The sequence below is a fragment of the Mycolicibacterium palauense genome, from assembly GCF_002592005.1.
Taxonomy (GTDB): domain Bacteria; phylum Actinomycetota; class Actinomycetes; order Mycobacteriales; family Mycobacteriaceae; genus Mycobacterium; species Mycobacterium palauense.
In genome coordinates this window covers 43,155-59,363 of record NZ_NVQF01000016.1, presented here as the reverse complement: position 1 = coordinate 59,363, position 16,209 = coordinate 43,155, and the positions used below count along the sequence as shown (strand labels likewise).

Below are 16,209 nucleotides of genomic sequence, written 5' to 3'. Positions count from 1 at the left end.
GCCGACCGCCTACCCCGACGCCCGCGCGGCCACCGGTTCGTGCTCGGCGACCGTGCGCAGATAGGCATCGATGTTGCGGCGGGTCTCCTCCAGCGAGTCACCGCCGAACTTCTCCAGCACCGCGCGGGCCAGCACCAGCGCCACCATGGTCTCGACCACCACACCCGCGGCCGGGACGGCGCACACGTCGGAGCGCTGGTGGATGGCCACGGCCTCGGCGCCGGTGGCCATGTCGACGGTGGCCAACGCCCTGGGCACCGTGGAGATGGGTTTCATCGCCGCGCGCACCCGCAGCGGCTGGCCGTTGGTCATGCCGCCCTCCAGCCCGCCGGCGCGGTTGGTGGAACGGACCACCCCCTCGGGGCCGGGGAAGATCTCGTCGTGGGCCTGGCTGCCGCGCCGGCGGGCGGTCTCGAACCCGTCGCCGACCTCCACGCCCTTGATGGCCTGGATGCCCATGACCGCCGCGGCGAGCTGGCCGTCGAGGCGGTTTTCACCGCTGGTGAACGAGCCCAGCCCGACCGGCAGACCCGACGCCACCACCTCGATGACACCGCCCAGGGTGTCGCCGTCGCGTTTGGCGGCCTCGATCTCGGCGATCATCGCCTCCTCGGCGGCCTTGTCGAAGGCCCGTACCGGGCTGTCGTCGATGGCGGCCAGATCCGAGGGCTGCGGCGGCGGGCCGGCATAGGGCTTGGAGGCCCCGATGGACACGATGTGCGACAGCACCTCCACGCCCAGGGCCTGCCGAAGGAACTGCCTGGCGATCGTCCCGGCGGCCACGCGGGCGGCCGTCTCGCGGGCGCTGGCACGTTCCAGCACCGGCCGGGCGTCGTCGAAACCGTACTTGAGCATTCCGGCGTAGTCGGCGTGGCCGGGACGCGGCCGCGTCAGCGGGGCGTTGCGGGCGCCACCGTCCTGGTCGAGGACGCCGGCGTCGACCGGATCGGCGGCCATCACGGTCTCCCATTTGGGCCACTCGGTGTTGCCGATCTCGACGGCGATCGGCCCGCCGAGGGTGCGACCGTGGCGGACACCGGCCAGCACGCTCACCTGGTCCTGCTCGAACTTCATCCGTGCGCCGCGGCCGTAGCCCAGGCGGCGCCGTCTCAGCTGTTCGCCGATGTCCTGCGAGGTCACCTGCACGCCGGCGACCATGCCCTCGACCATGGCCACCAACGCGCGGCCATGGGATTCACCGGCGGTCGTCCAACGCAACACGAGTTCCATCTTCCCACGCGGCAACTCCGCAGACGTAATCCGGTGACGGCGGTGACACCACACCGCCCCCGCGACACCGACACCACAACACCGACACCACAACACCGGCAGCACGACACCGACAGCACGACCTCGGCCCCGCACCGCTCAGTACAGCCAGGCCGCCGTGAGCACCGCCGCGCTCGCCAGACACATCGACGGTCCGTGCGGGACCACCCGACGCCGGCCGACCACCGCGACCGCCAGGGTCAGCAGTGGGGCGCCCAGGGCGCCCAGGAACCACACCTCGGCACCGAAGGCGCCGGTCAGCGCCCCGGTGCCCAACGCCAGCTTCACGTCACCGGCACCCATCCCCCGGGGCGCCGCCAGGTGCACCACCAGATACGCCCCGGCCAGCGCCAGCGCGCCGAGCACCGCGGGCAGTCCGCGGCCGCAGCACCCGGCGACCACGGCGATGGCGGCCGCGCCGGGCAGCGTCAAGGCGTTGGGCAGTCGGCGGTCGCGCAGGTCGGCGACGCACAACGCCGTCATCCACGCCAGGATCGCGGCCGCGGCGGCCGGCCCGGCCAGCCGCTGCGCGATGATCTCCCCCACGCCGGGCAGGCTATTGCAGCGCGGCCGCCATCTGCTCGCGCGGCGCCGGTCGCCCTGTGAATTGTTCGACTTGTGCGAAGGCCTGGTGCAGCAGCATCTGCAGTCCACCGATGACGGTGCCGCCTGCGGCGGCCACCCCCGCGGCCAGCGGCGTGGGCCACGGATCGTAGATGGCGTCCAGCAGCACGCCGGCCCGCTCCAGGGCCGGGACCAGCCCGGCCGCCACCTCGGCGGGCACGGTGCTCACCAGCACCGCCGACCGGCTGGCGCGGGCCAGCGCCTCCTGGTCTCCGGCGTCGAGGGCGCAGTACCGGGCGGTCAGCCCGACGTCGGACGCCAGCTCGAGCAGTCGGGCGGCCTTCTCCGGGTTCCTGGCGGCCACGGTGACCTGCCGGGCACCCAGTTCGGCCAGACCCACCACCGCGGCCGGGGCGGTCCCCCCGCTGCCGAGCACCAGCGCGCGGGCCGGCCGGTCCACCCCGGCGGCGCGCAGCGCCCCCGCCACGCCGTCCACATCGGTGTTGTCGGCCCGCCAGCCGGCGACGGTGCGGACCAGGGTGTTGGCCGAGCCGACCAGCGCCGCCCGGGCGGTGTGCTCGTCGGCGAACTCCAGGGCGGCGAACTTGCCCGGCATGGTCACCGACAACCCGACCCATTCCGGTCCCAGCGCCGACACCAGCGCGGGCAACTGCTCGGCGGTGCACTCGATGCGGTCGTAGGTCCAGTCGGTCAGGCCCAACGCCCGGTAGGCGGCCAGGTGCAGCTGCGGGGACCGCGAATGCGCGATCGGGGACCCCAGGACGGCGGCCTTGCGGGCCGTCGGCTCAGCGGGCACTGTCGAGGACACCATTGCGCCGGGCGAGCTCGATGTTGGCCAGGTGCTGCTCGTAATCCTTGGTGAACAGGGTGGTGCCCTGCATGTCGACGGTGACGAAGTACAGCCAGTCACCGGGTTCGGGACGCTCGGCCGCCGCCAGCGCGGCCTCGCTGGGCGAGCAGATCGGCGTGGCGGGCAGCCCCGGCGAGGCGTAGGTGTTCCACGGGGTGACCCGCGCGCGGTCACCGTCGGTGGTGGCGACCTCCTGGCGGTCCAGCGAGTAGTTGACCGTCGAGTCGAACTCCAGCTTGCGGCCCTGGGCCAACCGGTTGTAGATCACCCGGGCGACCTTCGGGAAGTCCTCCGGGGTGGACTCGCGCTGCACCAGGGAGGCGACGGTCAGCACCGAATACGGCGACATGTTCATCGCGGCGGCGGTGTCCAGCAACCCCCCCGCGGTGTACCGGGAGGCGCTGGCGGCGATCAACGTCGCCAGCGTGTCCTGGGCGGAGGCCGCCGGGTCGACGTTCCACGTTCCGGCGGCGATCAGGCCCTCGATCCGGCGGTGATCGGTGCCCATCGCCGTGACCGGCTGCAGCGCCCACTGGGGCACCCCGAGGCGGTCGGCGGGGACCGCGCCGGCGGCGTTGCGCAGATCCTGGACGCTCACACAGCTGCGTTTGCCGTCGAGATCGACGCAGGTGGCCTTGGAGATCAGCGTGAAGATCCCCTCGGTGACGGCGTTGGTCTTGACGTCGGTGACGTCGTCGAGCTGCCGGCCCTCCGGAATGGTCAGCTTGCCGACCCGGTTGTCGGGGGCGACCAATCGCTCGACCGCCGACGCCGCCGGAATCCGGGTGCGCACCTTGTAGAAGCCGGGCTGGATGGCCTGGATGGCCTCGTTGCCCTGGGCCGCCTCCACGAATCCCTTCACGGTGGCGACCACACCCCGGTCGTGAAGGGTCTGGCCGATGGCCGTGGTGGTGTCGCCGTCGTGCACCTGGATGACGACATCGCGTTCGCCGTCGCCGGTGTAGTCGGTGGGTGAGCCGAACAACCCGTGCCACAGTTTCGAGCCCAGGAACACCGTGGTCAGGATGACCACGACGAGCAGTCCCAGCGCCCCGACCCCCATGATGCGGCGGCGGCGCCTGGTGCGCTCCGCCCGCAGGCGGGCCGCGCGACTGAGCCGGCGCCGTGGCGGGCCCACCGCGACCGGCTGCGCGCGGTCGGGTTCGAACTGGTCAGTCATCGCTGACCGCTTCCGCAGCGGCCAGGACGGCCCGGCGTGCGTCGAGCCAGCTCTGCAGGATCGCCACCGCGGCGGCCTGGTCCACCACCGGGCGCTGAGCCTTCGATCGCACTCCGGCGTCGCGCAGTGCCCGCTGGGCGGTCACGGTGCTCAGCCGTTCGTCGGCCATCCGCACCGGCACGGGAGCGATGCGCTCGGCGAGCCGGTCGGCGACGTCGATGGCGTCCTGGGCCGCCGGGCCGGTGCGGTCGGCCAGTGTCCTGGGCAGTCCGACGACGACCTCCACCGCCTCGTAGTCGGTGACCAGCCGCGCCAGCCGGCGCAGGTGCCGCCCGGAGCGCTCCCGGTGCACCGTCTCCACCGGCGTGGCCAACACGGCGTCGGGGTCGCTGACCGCGACACCGATGCGCACGCTGCCCACGTCGACACCCAGTCGCCGTCCCCTGCCGGGATCGGGCCGGGCCGGGTCGCCGGGCCGGTCCGGCGACCGGTGTTCGCTGGGGTCCACGCAGCTAGCTCCGGGCTACTTCGGCCCGCAGAGCGTCCAGCGCCGCGTCGATCCCTGATCCGTTCTTGCCCGAGCCCTGGGCGAGGTCCGGCTTGCCGCCGCCGCGCCCGTCGACCGCCGGAGACAACGCCTTGACGAGCTGGTTGGCGTTCAGACCGGCGTCCAGGGCGCCCTGGTTCACGGCGACGACGAACGGCACCGAACCGTTGTCGCCCTCGGCGATGAGCGCCACCACCGCCGGCTCGGCGCCGAGCTTGCCGCGCACGTCGCCGACCAGCGAGCGCAGGTCCGCGGCGGTCATCCCACCGGACATGCGCTGTGCCACGAGACGGACCTTACCCACCCGCTGAGCCCCCGCGGCGGCATTCACCGCAGCCGAGCGCGCGTTGGCGAGGCGCGTCTTCTCCAGTTCCTTCTCGGCCACCTTCAGCCGCTCCACCAGGTTGGCCACCCGGGCCGGAACCTCCTCGGAGGGCACCTTCAACGAGGAGGCCAGACCCGCCATCAGGGCGCGTTCCTTGGCCAGGTGCTGGAAGGACTCCAGCCCGACATAGGCCTCCACCCGCCGCACACCCGAGCCGACCGAGGACTCACCCAGAATCGTCACCGGCCCGATCTGGGCGGAGTTGTGCACATGGGTGCCGCCGCACAGTTCCAGCGAGAACGGCCCGCCGATCTCCACGACGCGCACCTCCTCGGGGTAGGCCTCCCCGAACAGCGCCATCGCTCCCATGGCCTTGGCCTTCTCCAGCTGGGTGTGGAAGGTGTGCACCTCGTGGTCGGCCTCGACCGCCTCGTTGGTCACGATCTCGATCTCACTGCGCTGCTGCTCCGACAGCGGGCCCTGCCAGTTGAAGTCGAACCGCAGGTACCCCGGCCGGTTGAGCGAACCGGCCTGAACGGCGTTGGGGCCGAGCACCTGACGCAGCGCGGCATGCACCATGTGGGTGCCCGAGTGTCCCTGGGTGGCACCGTGACGCCACTTCGGGTCGACCGCCGCGGTGACGGTGTCGCCCTCGACGAACTCCCCGGACTCGACGTTGACCCGGTGCACGAACAGTGTTTTGGCGATCTTCTGGACGTCGGTCACCGCGGCCCGCGACGTCCCCCCGGACCCGCCGCCGGCGATGGTGCCCACATCGGCGATCTGGCCACCGGACTCGGCGTAGAGCGGCGTGCGGTCCAGCACGATCTCCACCCGCTCCGGCGGCGGGGTCTCGGAGTGGACCCGGGCATGGTGGGCGACCACCGGAACCCGCTTGCCGTCGACGAAGATCCCCAGAATCCGCGCGTCGGAGGACAGCTCGTCGAAGCCGGTGAACTCGGTGGGTCCGGTGTCGACCAGTTCGCGGTAGGCGCTCAGGTCGGCGTGGGCGTGTTTGCGCGCCGCGGCGTCGGCCTTGGCGCGTCGGCGCTGCTCGGCCATCAGTTCACGGAATCCGAGCTCGTCGACGCTCAACCCCGCCTCGCCGGCCATCTCCAGCGTCAGGTCGATCGGGAAGCCGTAGGTGTCGTGCAGCGTGAAGGCATCCGAGCCCGACAGCGTCGTCTTCCCGGAGCTGCGGGTGGCCGCGGCGGCCTCGTCGAACAACTTGGAGCCGGCGGCCAGCGTCCGGTTGAACGCGGTCTCCTCGGCCACCGCGATGCGGCTGATGCGGTCGAAGTCGGCGGCCAGCTCCGGGTACGACGGGCCCATGGCCTCGCGCACGGTGGCCATCAACGAAGCCATCACCGGCTGGTCGACGCCGAGCAGCTTGGCGGCGCGGATGATGCGGCGCAGCAGCCGGCGCAGCACATAGCCGCGGCCCTCGTTGGACGGCGTGACGCCGTCGCCGATGATGATGGCCGCCGTGCGACTGTGATCGGCGATGATGCGGTAGCGCACGTCATCGTCGTGGTTACCCGTCGCGTATCCGCGCGGGGCGATCGCCGCGACGGTGTCGATGACCGGGCGCAGCAGGTCGGTCTCGTAGACGTTGTCCACGCCCTGCAGCAGGCAGGCCACCCGCTCCACGCCCATCCCGGTGTCGATGTTCTTGCGCGGCAGCGGGCCGAGGATCTCGAAGTCCTCCTTGGAGGTCCCCTCACCGCGCTCGTTCTGCATGAACACGAGATTCCAGATCTCGATGTAGCGGTCCTCGTTGGCCTCGGGGCCGCCCTCGATGCCGTACTCGGGCCCGCGGTCGTAGTAGATCTCCGAGGACGGTCCGCACGGCCCGGGGATCCCCATCGACCAGTAGTTGTCGGCCATCCCGCGGCGCTGGATCCGCTCGGACGGCAGCCCGGCGATCTCCTGCCAGAGCTGGGCGGCCTCATCGTCGTCGTAGTAGACGGTGGCCCACAGTTTTTCGGGATCGAAACCGTAGCCGCCCTCGGCCACCGGCGACGTCAGCAGCGTCCAGGCCAGCTCGATGGCGCCGCGCTTGAAGTAGTCACCGAAGGAGAAGTTGCCCGCCATCTGGAAGAACGTGTTGTGGCGGGTGGTGATCCCGACTTCGTCGATGTCGGGGGTGCGGATGCACTTCTGGATGCTGGTCGCGGTGTTGTACGGCGGGGTGCGCTGCCCCAGGAAGTACGGGACGAACTGGACCATGCCGGCGTTGACGAACAACAGGTTGGGGTCGTCGAGGATCACCGAGGCACTGGGCACCTCGGTGTGTCCGGCCCTCACGAAATGATCCAGGAACCGCTTCCTGATCTCGTGTGTCTGCACGTCTTCCCTGTCACTTCCCTGTTCGCGGGCCCGTCCGGGCCTGTCCGTCACCGACCTGTCGAGCCGATCTGTTCAGTCGTCCAACACTACCGGTCGCGGCGGGGCCCGCGCGGAGGCCGGCCCTCAGGCGTTGACGAAGCTCAGCCGCACCGAGCGGCGCGGATTGTCCCGGTTGAGGTCGACCAGCACGACGCTCTGCCAGGTGCCCAGCAGCAGCCGCCCGCCCTGGACCGGGACGGTGACCGACGGAGCGACGATGGCCGGCAGCACGTGGTCGGCCCCGTGGCCGGCCGAGCCGTGGGCGTGCCGGTAGCGGTCGTCGCGCGGCAGCAGCCGCTCCAGCGTGTCGATCAGGTCGTCGTCGGATCCGGCCCCGGTCTCGATGATGGCCACACCCGCGGTGGCGTGCGGAACGAACACGTTGCACAGACCGTCGCCGTGCGACGCGCAGAAGTCCCGGAGTTCGCTGCTGAGGTCGACGATGCGCCGGCGGGTGGTGTCGATGTCGAGCACGTCGGTGTCCACGTCCTCGAGGGTAGGCGCCCCACCGCCCGGTGTCGGGTCGCCGAGGCGGCGCGCGGGAGGCGGTCGGGGGCACCGCGGGCGGTGCGGCGTCCCGGCGCGGCACGGGAAGCGCACCGGGGCAGGAGTTTACGGCGCCCGCCCGAAGGGTATTTCGGCTGCACAGCACCCGCCCAGCTCGGAGGAAGACATGACCATCACCGGCATCATCACCGCGATCATCGTCGGCATCGTCGTCGGCGCGCTCGGCCGACTCGTCGTACCCGGCCGGCAGAGCATCGGCGTTCTCCTGACCATCGCCGTGGGCATCGTGGCGGCGTTCCTGGGGACCGCCCTGGCCCGCGCGATCGGCATTCCCACCGCCACCGCCGGTATCGACTGGCTCGAACTGCTGGTCCAGGTCGTCGTTGCGGCGATCGGCGTGGCGCTGGTCGCGGCGCTGATGGGCCGGCGCAGCGGGACCGTCGCCCGGCACTAAACCGCCGTCGGCCCCGAAGCCGCCCCGCACCGGCCGGCCCCGCCTTCGCGCGGGGCCGGCCGAACCTGCTCCGGGCCCCACCTGTGGCGCCGCACACGGGTCCCTACGTGCGGCGCCGCACACCGGCCCCTACGTGCGGCGCCGCACACCGGCCCCTACGTGCGGCGCCGCACACCGGCCCCTACGTGCGGCGCCGCACGATGGCCCGCAGCTTCTCCAGCCGCCCGGAGATCTCGCGTTCGGCGCCATGGTTGGTCGGGTGGTAGTAGTCCACGCCGTCCAGTTCGTCGGGTGGGTACTGCTGGGCGGCCACCCCGCCGGGATGGTCGTGGGCGTACTTGTAGCCCTGGGCGTGGCCCAGCGCCGCCGCGCCCGAGTAGTGGCCGTCGCGCAGGTGCGGCGGCACCAGCCCGGCCTTGCCGGCCTTGATGTCGGCCATGGCGGCCCCCAGCGCCGTGGTCACCGCGTTGGATTTGGGAGCCGTCGCCAGGTGGACGGTGGCGTGGGCCAGCGTCAGCTGGGCTTCGGGCATGCCGATCAGCTGCACGGTCTGCGCGGCGGCCACCGCGGTCAGCAGCGCCGTCGGATCGGCCATTCCGATGTCCTCGCTGGCCAGGATCATCAGCCGGCGCGCGAGGAACCGCGGGTCCTCCCCCGCGGTCAGCATGCGGGCCAGGTAGTGCAGCGCGGCATCGACGTCGGACCCGCGCACCGATTTGATGAAGGCGCTGATGACGTCGTAGTGCTGGTCGCCGTCGCGGTCGTAGCGCACGGCCGCCTGGTCCAGGGACTGCTCGACGACCTCGACGGTGACCCGCCCACCGGCCTCGGCGGCCACCTCCAGGGCGGTCAGCGCACGCCGGGCGTCGCCGGCGGCCAGCTGCACCAGCAGATCGACGGCCTCGTCGTCGACCGGGACCTGCCCGGCCAGTCCCCGCTCGTCGCCGATCGCCCGCTGCACCACGGCACGGATCCCGTCGGCGCTCAGCGGCTGCAGCTGCAGGATCAGCGACCGCGACAGCAGCGGCGCCACCACCGAGAACGACGGATTCTCCGTGGTGGCGGCCACCAGCAGCACGATCCGGTTCTCGACCGCGGCCAGCAGGGCGTCCTGCTGGGTCTTGGAGAAGCGGTGCACCTCGTCGATGAACAACACCGTCTGCTGGCCGTGCACGGCCGCGCGACGCGCCACGTCGATGACGGCCCGGACCTCTTTGACCCCGGCCGAGAGCGCCGAGAGGGCCTCGAACCGGCGGCCGGTGGCCTGCGAGATCAGCGAGGCCAGCGTCGTCTTGCCGGTGCCCGGTGGGCCGTAGAGAATGACCGAGGCCGCCCCGGACCCGTCGACGAGCCGGCGCAGCGGTGAGCCGGGACGCAGCAGGTGGTCCTGGCCCACGACCTCGTCGAGGGTGTGTGGCCGCATCCGGACCGCCAGCGGGGACGCCGGTCCGGGCCGAGCCCCGAAATCCGGACCGGTGTCGGGCACCGGTGCCGGGTCGGCACCGGGCACGTCGAACAGTCCGTCGGACACGTCTCAGTGCTTACCACGCCGCCGCGACATCGGCGAAGCCGCACACGGGCCGCACCGGGGCGGGCCGCGCGGTTCGGCGAAGCCGGACCACCCTGTCGGCGACGGTGGTAAACCTGGCAGTGTCTCTCATGGCAGAGTCTCTCGTGGCAGAGTCTCCTGACAGTGTCTCTCATGGCAGAGTCCGGCGAAGACTCTCCGACGGTCGGGGACGGACAGGCGCGGCGGGGCGTGCTCACCTTTCGGAAAGGGGCGGAATGGCAACCTGGACGACGACACGGGCCCGACTGCCGATGAGCGTGCTGGCCGCCGCGGCGGTCGCGTTGGTGTCGGCGGCACCGGCCGCGGCGATCGTGCCGCCGGCCGACGGCTACTACACCTTCCACGAGGAGGGCGTCCCGGCGGCCAACTGGGAGATGCAGTCGATCTGCATGCAGGCCAACGGCACCCGCGCCCAGCCCGACTACACCGACGAGACGATCCAGACGCTGGGCTGCAACGTGATCCTGTCCAGCAAGACACCCGGTCCCGCGATGACCCGGCCGGAGAAGCTGGTCAGCTTCGACGGCCGCGCGCTGCTGACCGGCGGGCTCTGGACGGTGTCGGTGCAGAAGGACGACGGGTTCCTGTGTCCCGACGGCAGCACCGGACCGAGCACCGAGACCTACGCCTTCAGCGAAGCCACGCTGACCGGGACCCACAAGACGGTCCACCCCGAACAGTGCGGTGTCCCCGCGGGAGTCAGCTCCAAGCCCTTCACCCTGGCCTTCGTGGGCCCGCTGGACCCGCCGGTGCAGAACCGCTTCCCGGACAACTGCAACTACCTGATCGGCCGGCCCAGTATCTGCTCCTGACCGCTCGGCCCCGGGGTTCCGGGCGTACCGCCCCTGAGCGCTATGGTCCCTCGCCTGGTCCCGTGACCGGAGTCGTGACGAAGTCGATGAGCTCTTCGACGCGGCCGATCAGCGCCGGCTCCAGGTCGTTCCAGTCCCGCACGCGCGACCGGATCCGCTGCCAGGCCCGCGCGATGTCGGCCTGGTTGTCGTGCGGCCAGCCCAGCGCCGCGCAGATACCGTGCTTCCAGGGCACCGACCGCGGCACGTCGGGCCACGCCCGGATGCCGACCCGCCCGGGCTTGACCGCCTGCCAGATGTCGATGAAGGGATGCCCGACGACCAGGGTGTTCGGCCCGCCCGGGCCACGCCGGACCGCGTCGGCGATGCGGGCCTCCTTCGAGCCGTCGACGAGGTGGTCCACCAGCACACCGAGCCGGCGCCGCGGGCCCGGCCGAAACTCGGCGACGATGTCGGGCAGGTCGTCGACCCCGCCGAGATACTCGACGACCACGCCCTCGAGGCGCAGATCGTCGCCCCACACCTGCTCGACCAGTTCGGCGTCGTGTCGTCCCTCGACGTAGATGCGGCTGGCGCGGGCGGTGCGTGCCCGCGCCCCGGGTACGGCCACCGACCCCGAGGCGGTGCGGGCCGGCCGTGCCGGTGCCCGGACCGGCTTGGGCGCGGTGAGGATGACCGGGCGGCCGTCGATCAGATAGCCGGGCCCCACCGGGAAACCTCTGGTACGGCCGTGCCGGTCCTCCAGGTCCATCCGGCCGTACTCGACCCGGACGACCGCGCCGACGAATCCGCTCTCGGCGTCCTCGAGCACCATCCCCGGTTCGACGGGCACCTCGGTTGCGCGCGGCCGGCGCTGCTGATGCGGGTTGTTCGCGAGGATGTCGGTTCCGTATCGGTCAGCCACGCCTGAGATCCTAGGAAGCAAGCCGCCGGAAGCCCGTTGTGGCGCGCGGGCCCACCCCGGCGTTACCGCATCGATGCCGAACCACCCGCCGTGCGGATCAGCTCCCCTCGGTGGCCCCGACCTTGGCGGCGCTGCTGGTCAGTTCGTCGATGACGGTGTGGATGAACCGCATCTTCTCCAGCACCGGCGCCGGCAGCACGAACGGGTACAGGTCGGCCTTGCCCATCGACCGGTTGACCATGTTCAACGACCAGGCCAGCGGCAGCCACAGGTCGATGATGGTGTCGAATCCACTGGGCCCCAGGACTCGTCGTTCGAAGGTGGCGCCGGCGGGCGCGATACCGAACGCGGCGGAGGTGTCCAGCGTGTCGCGGATGTGCAGATAGTGCGCGAACGTCTCGGCCCAGTCCTCGGCGGGATGCATCGTGGCATAGGAGGACACGTACCTGTCCTCCCACCCGTCGGGCGCACCCCGACCGTAGTGGCGGTCCAGTGCCTCCTGGTAATCGGCGTAGGGGTCGCCGAACAGCTCGTTGAACCTGTTGAGGTAGTCCTGAGACGGTTCGACCAGCCGGTAGAAGTAGTAATGGCCGATCTCGTGGCGGAAATGCCCCAGCAGGGTGCGGTAGGGCTCGTCCATCGCCACCCGCAGCTGTTCGCGGTGCACATCGTCACCCTCGGCCAGATCCAGGGTGATCACACCGTTGTGGTGGCCGGTGAAGACCTTCTCCAGTTCGCTGGACAACAGGTCGAAGGCCAGGCCGTACTCGGGATCGGCGTCGCGGCCGGTGATCGGCAGCTTCAGCTCGTAGAGTTCGGCGACCAGACGGCGTTTGGCACGCTCGGCCTCGGCGAAGGCCGCCAGCGCCTTGGTGTCGCCGTCGTTGGGCCGGACCCTGGTCAGTCGGCACGACGCACACAGTTCACCCTGCACCGTGCTGGTGGGGTCCAGATGGACCAGCCAGTTGCACTCGGCCAGGTGAAGGTTCGCGCACAACCGGTACTCGCGGGCGTCCACAGCCCCACCGTGGTCGCTGTCGGATCCGCTGGCGATCACCAGCATCGCCATGTCGTCCAGCGAGAACCCGATCGCGCTGCCGCAGGACAGGCAAACCGAGTTCTCGAAAGTCAGGTGCTGGCCACAGTTGGGGCACAAGAAGTCACGCATGCAGCACTCCTCCCTCGAAGGGAGCCACGTCGACGGCGACGTCGATCACGCTACTCTCCGAATCGGTGTAGATGATTCCGCGCAGCGGCGGAACGTCCGCGTAATCTCTACCCCATCCGACGATGATGTAACGCTCGTCGACCATCTGGTCGTTGGTCGGGTCCAGTCCCAGCCACTGGTTCTGCGGTGTCCACACCGACGCCCACGCGTGGGTGGCGTCGACGCCGACCATGCGCTCCTTGCCCGGCGGGGGGTCGGTGGCCAGGTACCCCGACACATAGCTGGCCGCCAGCCCGTTGGCGCGCAGGCACGCGATCGCCAGCCGCGCGAAGTCCTGACACACGCCCTCGCGTGCCTCGAGCACCTCGTTGACCTGGGTCGACACGGTCGTCGACCCGGAGCGGTAGGTGAAGTCGGTGAAGATCCGGTGGTTGAGGTCGGCCAGCACCTCGATCAACGGCCGCCCGGGCACGAAACTCGGCGCCGCGTAGTCGCGCACCCCGTCGGAGATCTCCGGCGGTTGCAGATCCAGGGTGAACTCGGTGGCCAGGGCACCGTCGAGGCCGACCGGACGCGCGATCTCCCACGGCGCCAGCGCCGAACCGGCGCCGTAGAGTTCGGCCGGCGGCGGGTCGACCTCCACCACCGAGCTGCACTCGACGGTCAGTGCCCGGTGCCGTTGGGTGACATGGAAATACGAGCTGATGTTGCCGTAGGCGTCGCGGCTGGTGGAGCGATCCGACGGGGTCGGGTCGATCTCGACGTCGTAGCTGATGCAGCGCTGCCGGCCGGTGTCGCGTGGGGTCAGAAACCCCCGGCCGTAGGAGCTGGTGACCACGTCGGAGTAGGTGTACACGGTGCGGTGACTCACCCGGTAGCAGCGGCTGCCGGGACTGACGGTGGGACCGTCGGTGAACGCGGTCACGGCACCTCCCGCCGCTCGTCGGGACCCCACAACGGCTGCATCCCGCCGGGCAGCGACAGTTGGGTGGCGGTGATGACGTTGGACAGCTCGCGCAGCCCCGAATGCACACCCTCGAGCAGACCCGCGAGCTCGGCGCGGCGGCCGTCCTCGGAGACGTCTTCGAGCTCGTCGGGATCCAGCCGGCGCAGCCGGGTGCTGATGTCGTCGACCAGGCGCTCGGCGCGCGAGGATCCCGAGGCCCCGGGCAGGGCCCGCAGGTGCTCGCGCAACTGCTCGAGCTGATACACCAGCGAACGGGGGTTCTCGGCGTCGAACAACAGCAGCTCGGCGACCGCGGCGATGCTGACCTTGCCGAGATTGCGCCGCCGGTAGATCACCGAGGACTCACAGGCCACCAGCGTCGACTCGGTGATCGCCTGCTCGGCCTCGGGATGGCGCACCGTGGTCAGGGTGGCCCGCAACAGTGCCGTCAGCGCCAGCCCGCGCTCGATGCGTTTGCCGATGTCCATCATCATCCAGCCCACGTCGCGGACCATCGATTCGGCGGCCACACCGGCCAGCGACAGCATGCCCGCCAGGGTGCGGGCGTGCGCCGTCGCCATCAGCGCGTCACCGCGCACCCCGGATTCCGGTGGGGTGTCCGAGGAGTAGAGCACCGCGCGGTCCACGGCGGCCAGCACCATCCACGTGTCGTTGGACATCTGGTCGCGCACCGCCCGGGCGGCCAGCCCCAGCCGTTCCACCGACTGGGCCAGGGAACCGGAGCGCGACCGGTCGGTGGTCAGCGACCACAGCGTGGTCGGGGCCACGGCGATCATCTCCGCGGCGTCGCCGTCGGCTCCGGTGTCGGTGCCGGTGATGGCGCCCAGGGCGGTGAGCAGCACCGGCACGCAGTCGCTGGCGTAGGTGTCCTGGCGGTGCCGGTATTCGTGGAACCGCTCGCGGGTGACGGTCAGCAGCCGGGCCATGTTCTCCGCGCGCTCGGCGTAGCGGCCGGTCCAGAACAGATCGGAGAGCACGCGCGGCGAGCTGATGCCGCGGGTGCCCGCGGGGGTGAACACCGGCATCTCCGCGGTGGGAGCGGTGACCACCTTCTCGGCACCGGCGCGGGCGGCCGGCAGCACCCAGATGTCCTTGGCGGCGACCGTGTGCAGCTTGTGCGACGCGACACCGGGGGCCACCACGTAGCCCAGACCGCCGATCATCGGCGCGTATCCCCCGCGTTGGGACACCGCGAACAGCCGCATCCCGACGCCGGCCGCGGCCAGCCCGCCCGGATAGTGCGCGGTGGGCGCCGAGGAGAACTGCGGCAGCTCCTGACCCACCCACTGCCACGGCGTCGCGGCGATGCGTTCGGCCAGCCGGTCCAGCTGGGAGCCCGACAACCCCGGCCCCACCAGGGTCTGTCCGCCCGCGGTGGGCCGGATCAGCAGCGAGTCCAGGTGCGCCAGCAGGTGCGCCCGCTCCAGGTCGATGCCACCCCAGTACAGGCTCGGGGTGGGCAACAGCGGGGTCTCCCCCAGCAACCGGTCGGCGAGTTCGGGCAGGAACCGCTGGATTCCCGGACTCTCCAGGATCCCGCTGCCCAGGGTGTTGACGACGGTCACCGCGCCCCGGCGCTGGGCCTCCACCAGGCCCACCACCCCCAGGCGCGAGTCGGCCCGCAGGTCCAGCGGGTCGGAGTACACCGCGTCCACCCGGCGCAGCACCACGTCGACGCGTTTGAGGGTGCCCAGGGAACGCATCCACAGCTTGCCGTCGAGCACCACCAGGTCTGCGCTCTCGACCAGCGGGAAACCCAGGATCGAGGCCAGGTAGGCCTGGTCGAACGCGGTCTCGGAGTGGATGCCGGGGCTGAGCACCACCACGACGGGATCCTCGGCGGACTCCGGCGCGGCGTCGATGAGCGAGAGCCGCAACGCCTGGGCGAACGGCGACGTCGAGCGCGGTGCGATGCGTTCGTAGAGGTCCGGGATGGTCTGCGACACCACCCGGCGGTCGGCCAGCGCGTAGCCGGCCCCGGAGGGGGCCTGGGTCCAGTCGGCGTTCACGGCGAACTCGCCGGCCGCGTTGCGGCCCACGTCGCAGGCGTACATGAACAGCTGGTGGCGTCCGGGAACGGTGATCCCCCGGGCCGCCCGCACATAGCCGGGATGCGCGAAGACCAGCTGCGGCGGAAGCACCCCCGTGGTGATGGACCGGCGTGCCCCGTACAGGTCGGTCAGCACGGCGTCGAACAGCCGGGCCCGCTGCAGCATCCCGGCCTCGAGGTCTTCCCAGTCCGCGGAGGAGATCAGCAGCGGGACCGCATCCAGGTGCCACGGCCCGGGTACGGCGTTGCGGTGGCCGTTGGTCGACAGCGCACCGCGGGGTGCTTCGTCCTCGACCTGGATGTAGGTGATGCCGTCGTTGTCGACGAGCCCCTGCACCTCGCTGCGCAGCCGCTCCAGACCGGCGCGGCCCCGGTCGGCGACCACCTCGGCCAGCTCGCGCCAGGCCGGCCGGACGGCGCCGTCGGGGTCGATGAATTCGTCGTAGCCGGTCTCGGTGGTGCCGCGCAGCCCGAACAGCGGCTGCTGGGCACGGGCCCGCCGGTACCCGGCCAGCAGCTGATCGGGATCGCGCGGCTCCGACTGATCCGACTGGTCCTGCGCGCTGGAGGAAGGCAGCGGTGCGTTCAACGCCTACCTCCTGAACTCTTCAATGACATGCAATATGACATGCA

14 protein-coding genes are annotated in these 16,209 nt (G+C 71.3%); 2 read left to right on the top strand and 12 right to left on the bottom strand.

What is annotated here, in order from left to right; all coding sequences use genetic code 11:
• Positions 1–9 precede the first annotated feature (9 nt).
• From aroC to CSR00_RS09075, 7 genes are all read right to left on the bottom strand, one after another.
• Positions 10–1,221 carry a chorismate synthase gene (aroC, locus tag CSR00_RS09105; protein ID WP_099022099.1) on the bottom strand — a complete coding sequence of 404 codons (1,212 nt, stop codon included), beginning with the start codon at positions 1,219–1,221 and terminating at the stop codon, positions 10–12.
• Positions 1,222–1,368: 147 nt separating this feature from the next.
• A complete protein-coding gene (locus CSR00_RS09100; RefSeq protein WP_328514696.1) occupies positions 1,369–1,806 on the bottom strand; it encodes a prepilin peptidase in 438 nt (145 codons plus the stop codon).
• Positions 1,807–1,825: 19 nt separating this feature from the next.
• Complete coding sequence (locus CSR00_RS09095; RefSeq protein WP_099022065.1) at positions 1,826–2,665, bottom strand: shikimate dehydrogenase; 840 nt, start codon at positions 2,663–2,665, stop codon at positions 1,826–1,828.
• Positions 2,640–3,884: an endolytic transglycosylase MltG gene (locus tag CSR00_RS09090; protein ID WP_099022064.1), complete on the bottom strand. Its 1,245-nt coding sequence runs from the start codon at positions 3,882–3,884 to the stop codon at positions 2,640–2,642. The genes CSR00_RS09095 and CSR00_RS09090 overlap by 26 nt, the downstream gene beginning before the upstream one ends.
• Positions 3,877–4,392 (bottom strand): Holliday junction resolvase RuvX, encoded by a 516-nt coding sequence (ruvX, locus tag CSR00_RS09085; RefSeq protein ID WP_099022063.1) that lies wholly within the window; start codon positions 4,390–4,392, stop codon positions 3,877–3,879. Before ruvX ends, CSR00_RS09090 begins: the two co-directional genes overlap by 8 nt.
• Positions 4,393–4,396: 4 nt before the next feature.
• On the bottom strand, positions 4,397–7,105 hold the full coding sequence (gene alaS, locus CSR00_RS09080) for an alanine--tRNA ligase (protein WP_099022062.1): 2,709 nt from the start codon (positions 7,103–7,105) through the stop codon (positions 4,397–4,399).
• Between the two features lie 123 nt (positions 7,106–7,228).
• Positions 7,229–7,630 carry a secondary thiamine-phosphate synthase enzyme YjbQ gene (locus CSR00_RS09075; RefSeq protein ID WP_099022061.1) on the bottom strand — a complete coding sequence of 134 codons (402 nt, stop codon included), beginning with the start codon at positions 7,628–7,630 and terminating at the stop codon, positions 7,229–7,231.
• A 187-nt stretch (positions 7,631–7,817) separates the two neighbouring features.
• Between CSR00_RS09075 and CSR00_RS09070 the strand changes: the two genes are divergently transcribed.
• Entirely contained in the window at positions 7,818–8,105 is a 288-nt protein-coding gene (locus tag CSR00_RS09070; protein ID WP_099022060.1) for a GlsB/YeaQ/YmgE family stress response membrane protein, read from the top strand.
• 181 nt (positions 8,106–8,286) lie between these two features.
• On the opposite strand, the gene CSR00_RS09065 is transcribed toward CSR00_RS09070, so the two are convergent.
• Positions 8,287–9,636: a replication-associated recombination protein A gene (locus CSR00_RS09065; RefSeq protein WP_176561976.1), complete on the bottom strand. Its 1,350-nt coding sequence runs from the start codon at positions 9,634–9,636 to the stop codon at positions 8,287–8,289.
• Positions 9,637–9,890: 254 nt separating this feature from the next.
• On the opposite strand from CSR00_RS09065, the gene CSR00_RS09060 reads away from it, so the two are divergent.
• On the top strand, positions 9,891–10,487 hold the full coding sequence (locus CSR00_RS09060; protein WP_141564321.1) for a hypothetical protein: 597 nt from the start codon (positions 9,891–9,893) through the stop codon (positions 10,485–10,487).
• Between the two features lie 40 nt (positions 10,488–10,527).
• Here CSR00_RS09060 and CSR00_RS09055 read toward each other — a convergent pair whose 3' ends face one another.
• The 4 genes from CSR00_RS09055 to CSR00_RS09040 all read right to left on the bottom strand — a co-directional run bounded on the left by CSR00_RS09055 (position 10,528) and on the right by CSR00_RS09040 (position 16,165).
• The gene (locus CSR00_RS09055) at positions 10,528–11,391 is read right to left on the bottom strand and encodes a DUF3097 domain-containing protein (protein WP_099022058.1); all 864 of its coding nucleotides are present in this window, start codon (positions 11,389–11,391) and stop codon (positions 10,528–10,530) included.
• A 97-nt stretch (positions 11,392–11,488) separates the two neighbouring features.
• Entirely contained in the window at positions 11,489–12,559 is a 1,071-nt protein-coding gene (locus tag CSR00_RS09050) for a zinc-binding metallopeptidase family protein (protein ID WP_099022057.1), read from the bottom strand.
• Positions 12,552–13,484, bottom strand: a complete 933-nt coding sequence (locus tag CSR00_RS09045) for a transglutaminase family protein (RefSeq protein WP_099022056.1) — start codon at positions 13,482–13,484, stop codon at positions 12,552–12,554. Before CSR00_RS09045 ends, CSR00_RS09050 begins: the two co-directional genes overlap by 8 nt.
• Positions 13,481–16,165: a circularly permuted type 2 ATP-grasp protein gene (locus tag CSR00_RS09040; protein ID WP_245905909.1), complete on the bottom strand. Its 2,685-nt coding sequence runs from the start codon at positions 16,163–16,165 to the stop codon at positions 13,481–13,483. Before CSR00_RS09040 ends, CSR00_RS09045 begins: the two co-directional genes overlap by 4 nt.
• Positions 16,166–16,209 lie beyond the last annotated feature (44 nt).

Excerpts from the sequence above, each read along its gene's own strand:
- CSR00_RS09060 (WP_141564321.1), top strand. The coding sequence starts at position 9,891 with ATGGCAACCTGGACGACGACACGGGCCCGACTGCCGATGAGCGTGCTG.
- CSR00_RS09050 (WP_099022057.1), bottom strand. The coding sequence starts at position 12,559 with ATGCGTGACTTCTTGTGCCCCAACTGTGGCCAGCACCTGACTTTCGAG.
- CSR00_RS09070 (WP_099022060.1), top strand. The coding sequence starts at position 7,818 with ATGACCATCACCGGCATCATCACCGCGATCATCGTCGGCATCGTCGTC.
- CSR00_RS09095 (WP_099022065.1), bottom strand. The coding sequence starts at position 2,665 with ATGGTGTCCTCGACAGTGCCCGCTGAGCCGACGGCCCGCAAGGCCGCC.
- CSR00_RS09090 (WP_099022064.1), bottom strand. The coding sequence starts at position 3,884 with ATGACTGACCAGTTCGAACCCGACCGCGCGCAGCCGGTCGCGGTGGGC.